2 protein-coding genes and 1 CRISPR repeat array are annotated in these 4,393 nt (G+C 65.5%); both genes read right to left on the bottom strand.

Annotated features, from left to right (window positions below):
- The first annotated feature begins 5 nt into the window (after positions 1–5).
- A CRISPR array of direct repeats spans positions 6–3,151; the repeat unit is 28 nt; unit sequence GGCTCATCCCCGCGAGCGCGGGGAGCTG.
- A 69-nt stretch (positions 3,152–3,220) separates the two neighbouring features.
- Positions 3,221–3,652 (bottom strand): type I-E CRISPR-associated endoribonuclease Cas2e, encoded by a 432-nt coding sequence (cas2e, locus tag BSZ39_RS15160; protein WP_083603341.1) that lies wholly within the window; start codon positions 3,650–3,652, stop codon positions 3,221–3,223.
- Entirely contained in the window at positions 3,589–4,317 is a 729-nt protein-coding gene (cas1e, locus tag BSZ39_RS12150; protein ID WP_073717583.1) for a type I-E CRISPR-associated endonuclease Cas1e, read from the bottom strand. Before cas1e ends, cas2e begins: the two co-directional genes overlap by 64 nt.
- Between the last annotated feature and the right edge of the window lie 76 nt (positions 4,318–4,393).

Here is a 4,393-nt window from a genome sequence, read left to right on the forward strand (position 1 = left end):
TCGGCGGCTCATCCCCGCGAGCGCGGGGAGCTGCCACTACCTTGGGACGATAGAGTGCAAAATTCAGGCTCATCCCCGCGAGCGCGGGGAGCTGTTCATCGATTCGGAGGGACTCTCGCAGCATCGCTGGCTCATCCCCGCGAGCGCGGGGAGCTGAAGACCGATGCCGAAGCCGAGCCACGTCGTCTGGGCTCATCCCCGCGAGCGCGGGGAGCTGTCCGGTGCGCGTGGTGTGGGGCGGGAATATTCCGGCTCATCCCCGCGAGCGCGGGGAGCTGCCGGCGTCGATGGGGAAAGATGATTGTGGACGGGGCTCATCCCCGCGAGCGCGGGGAGCTGGCATGACCCGCCGTCACGATCAACTCGATGCCCGGCTCATCCCCGCGAGCGCGGGGAGCTGCGGTGAGCCGTCCACACCGTCGTCCGGCCTGGAGGCTCATCCCCGCGAGCGCGGGGAGCTGGACCTGCATCTGATGCGCGAAGGTGTCCGACTCTGGCTCATCCCCGCGAGCGCGGGGAGCTGGTGGGAATGCCGCGTTAGGTATATGCGCATACCGGCTCATCCCCGCGAGCGCGGGGAGCTGATGGACAAGATTTCGAACGAGGTCTTGCCCGCGGGCTCATCCCCGCGAGCGCGGGGAGCTGCCCCAAAATGGATGACCCGAAAACTAAACGAAAGGCTCATCCCCGCGAGCGCGGGGAGCTGGACCACGGCTGGTGGGTGAAGGGCGAATTCGACGGCTCATCCCCGCGAGCGCGGGGAGCTGTTTTCCTGGCTCTATAACAACGTCGTGCAGCCGGGGCTCATCCCCGCGAGCGCGGGGAGCTGTGCTATCGCTCGCGCTCAGTGGCAACGCCTACGGGCTCATCCCCGCGAGCGCGGGGAGCTGTGAATATGCGTACGTTGCATCTCGATTCGGCGCGGCTCATCCCCGCGAGCGCGGGGAGCTGCCAGGCCGTACGCCTCCTGGATGACGGCTAGAAAGGCTCATCCCCGCGAGCGCGGGGAGCTGGACGTCCTTCGGAGTCGGGACGGACTTCTTCTCGGCTCATCCCCGCGAGCGCGGGGAGCTGCCAGTTGCGGAAGCGGTATCCGTCAGAATCCTGGGCTCATCCCCGCGAGCGCGGGGAGCTGAGCGCCTGCGCATCGATCTGCGGCACGGTCTCGGGCTCATCCCCGCGAGCGCGGGGAGCTGCGAGGCGGCGCTGTTCCTGCCCGGCCGCGTACTGTGGCTCATCCCCGCGAGCGCGGGGAGCTGTGGAGTTGCCGGCGGAGGGTTATAAGGGGAAGAGGCTCATCCCCGCGAGCGCGGGGAGCTGCGGGACGAGGTAGCACTCGCCGCTCACGCCAGGGGCTCATCCCCGCGAGCGCGGGGAGCTGACCGTCCTAGCCGACAAAACCAGTTACGTCCTGGGCTCATCCCCGCGAGCGCGGGGAGCTGAGCGCCTGCGCATCGATCTGCGGCACGGTCTCGGGCTCATCCCCGCGAGCGCGGGGAGCTGTCTCGCAGCACCCTTCCCGTCTACAAGATGGAGAGGCTCATCCCCGCGAGCGCGGGGAGCTGGGATACGTCATCGACCCCTCACACGCCTACCTCGGCTCATCCCCGCGAGCGCGGGGAGCTGGCCGCTGGCGACCAGACTGGAGTGGAGGTCTACGGCTCATCCCCGCGAGCGCGGGGAGCTGGAAACCCTCAACCTAACCGAACCTAACCGCCGGGGCTCATCCCCGCGAGCGCGGGGAGCTGCCCTGGAGCACATAGGCCGACTTGACCTCTGACGGCTCATCCCCGCGAGCGCGGGGAGCTGGTACGAAACTGGCTGGAAGTCGGGTATCTGCCGGGCTCATCCCCGCGAGCGCGGGGAGCTGTAGCGCCGTATTCCAGCTAAGGGGAAAATGATCGGCTCATCCCCGCGAGCGCGGGGAGCTGTCAACAAACCACTCGTCCATAAGCCAGAGTCGAGGCTCATCCCCGCGAGCGCGGGGAGCTGCTCGAGCGCTGCGAACGCGTTATTTTTCAAGACGGCTCATCCCCGCGAGCGCGGGGAGCTGCAGTTCGCCGACGTTCATCGACATGCGGGCTCCGGCTCATCCCCGCGAGCGCGGGGAGCTGCCACTGCCGGGCGATCTGATGGGCGCGTACGACGGCTCATCCCCGCGAGCGCGGGGAGCTGAAACGCGCGAGTTCCCCCTCGATGGTCTTTTCCGGCTCATCCCCGCGAGCGCGGGGAGCTGATTGGACGTGGACTTAGCCATGGGTGTGCTTCCGGCTCATCCCCGCGAGCGCGGGGAGCTGCCACCTTTAACCGCCAGTACGATGCGGGGCGTAGGCTCATCCCCGCGAGCGCGGGGAGCTGCTGAAAAACGTCGCCGAGTATGCGCCCCTCATCGGCTCATCCCCGCGAGCGCGGGGAGCTGATCGAAAACACGGCGGAGAAAATACCATTCGGGGGCTCATCCCCGCGAGCGCGGGGAGCTGCAGCGCCCCATCTTCGGTGTCCTCCAGGATGACGGCTCATCCCCGCGAGCGCGGGGAGCTGGTTCGCGCTCGCTGGCTGGTGCTGCCTGCGTTAGGCTCATCCCCGCGAGCGCGGGGAGCTGTCACCGTGTCGTTCACGGTCGGTGAGAACGGTCGGCTCATCCCCGCGAGCGCGGGGAGCTGCCGATCTCGCTCTCGCCCCACGACGGGTTCTGGGGCTCATCCCCGCGAGCGCGGGGAGCTGCCCAGCGCGGCCTTAGCGCTCGCCTTACCGGACGGCTCATCCCCGCGAGCGCGGGGAGCTGTCTGGCCGGGGCCTTATCCCTTGGCCTTGTACCGGCTCATCCCCGCGAGCGCGGGGAGCTGCCTGCCTTGTACCCCCAGTATATACACATAGTGGGCTCATCCCCGCGAGCGCGGGGAGCTGATGAGCTCCGTTGATACAGACGGCCCTATCCCGGGCTCATCCCCGCGAGCGCGGGGAGCTGGCTCACTCGCAGCATTGACCATTGACGTGAACGGGCTCATCCCCGCGAGCGCGGGGAGCTGCGGATCGTAGGTGTAGGTTTCGTCCGCGATCGCGGCTCATCCCCGCGAGCGCGGGGAGCTGCGGGGCCCGGTACGCGGCACTGTCCACGTGAGCGGCTCATCCCCGCGAGCGCGGGGAGCTGACTAAAGATCATAACGAAAACCCGTCGAAAACTGGCCGATTTCGTTCACTCGCTAGGTGAGAACCCATCTCATCTTCGGCCGTAATTTCCTCGATAGCTCCGTCGTCGACTTCCCACACCCCACGACTGGGAATCGGAAGGATCGCCTGGAGAAGCTCCCGACTGCTTCACCAGGCTGGGCTGCCAGATCAAGGTCAAACCTTCGCGCTCAATGGGGAGGCGGTCGTGTCCAATAACCTCAAACCCAAATCCCTGCTCGGAGTTGTTTGAGTAGGAGAGAATCGCGCGACCAGGACCGATGTGGTCCTGAATTAGTAGCCAAAGCTGCTCTCGCACGCGTTGGGAGACCTGCCCGACGTAGACGCCGGGAGCTACCTCGAGGAACCAGCGTGTCAACTCTCCGCGAAGTGAGGGCGGGGCGGCGGTTGTCACTAGCGTTACGACGGCCACGAGCTTCCCCAATTCGTCCCAGCCGACACTTTCCCTTGCTGGTAATCCCACAGCGACACAACACTTGCTTCAAGCTCAGGCTCAACCCCCAGGACCTCCTGGATATCGTGAACAATCTGAGAGATGAGCTTCTGTCTTTTCATTCGGTCGCGCATTCGTCTTCGGACTTCCCCAAAGAGGTCTGCGGTAGTTTCGGCAACCGCCTCGAAGGCGATGGGAAGAAACACGTCGGCTTTGTAAAGATCGGCGATGTCGAATACGAAGGCTCGTGAGTTTCCGTTGTGAACGATGCCGAGCCCGGGGCTACAACCAAGCGCCACAATGACGGAATGGACGAGACCATATAGGGCCGCATTTGCCGAAGAAATCGCGGCGTTGATGGGGTCCGAGCGGGAGAAATCGTCGGCATCGTAGCTTCTCCCGCCCCACGCGACTCCATACCGAGCAGACAAGGATCGATAGATCCTCGCCATGCGCACGCCTTCTCGGCCTCGAAGCTGCTGCATCGTGAACGCGTCAACAGACTCGCCTGCGAATCGCTTCGTGTACATTCGACGAGCAACCTCAAGGCGTTCATTACGGTTCGAGGATGCTCGCGCTTGCGCCTCCAGAAGATGGGACGACGTCGTAAGGCCACGCCCATGGGCGTAGTAGCGGACTCCCTGATCACCGACCCATACCGTCGTGGTGCCACACTCCGCAGTTGAGTCCCTCATAGTGGTGTAGCGGGGTGGTCGTGCTGGACAGCAGGGCGGTCACCGCGTGATCCTCGAGTTCATCTTCTACAACTCA

The sequence above is a fragment of the Bowdeniella nasicola genome, from assembly GCF_001907295.1.
GTDB classification, from domain to species: domain Bacteria; phylum Actinomycetota; class Actinomycetes; order Actinomycetales; family Actinomycetaceae; genus Bowdeniella; species Bowdeniella nasicola.

What these genes read in the sequence shown, in the direction of transcription:
- cas1e (WP_073717583.1), bottom strand. Translation starts at nt 4,317, where the DNA reads ATGAGGGACTCAACTGCGGAGTGTGGCACCACGACGGTATGGGTCGGT.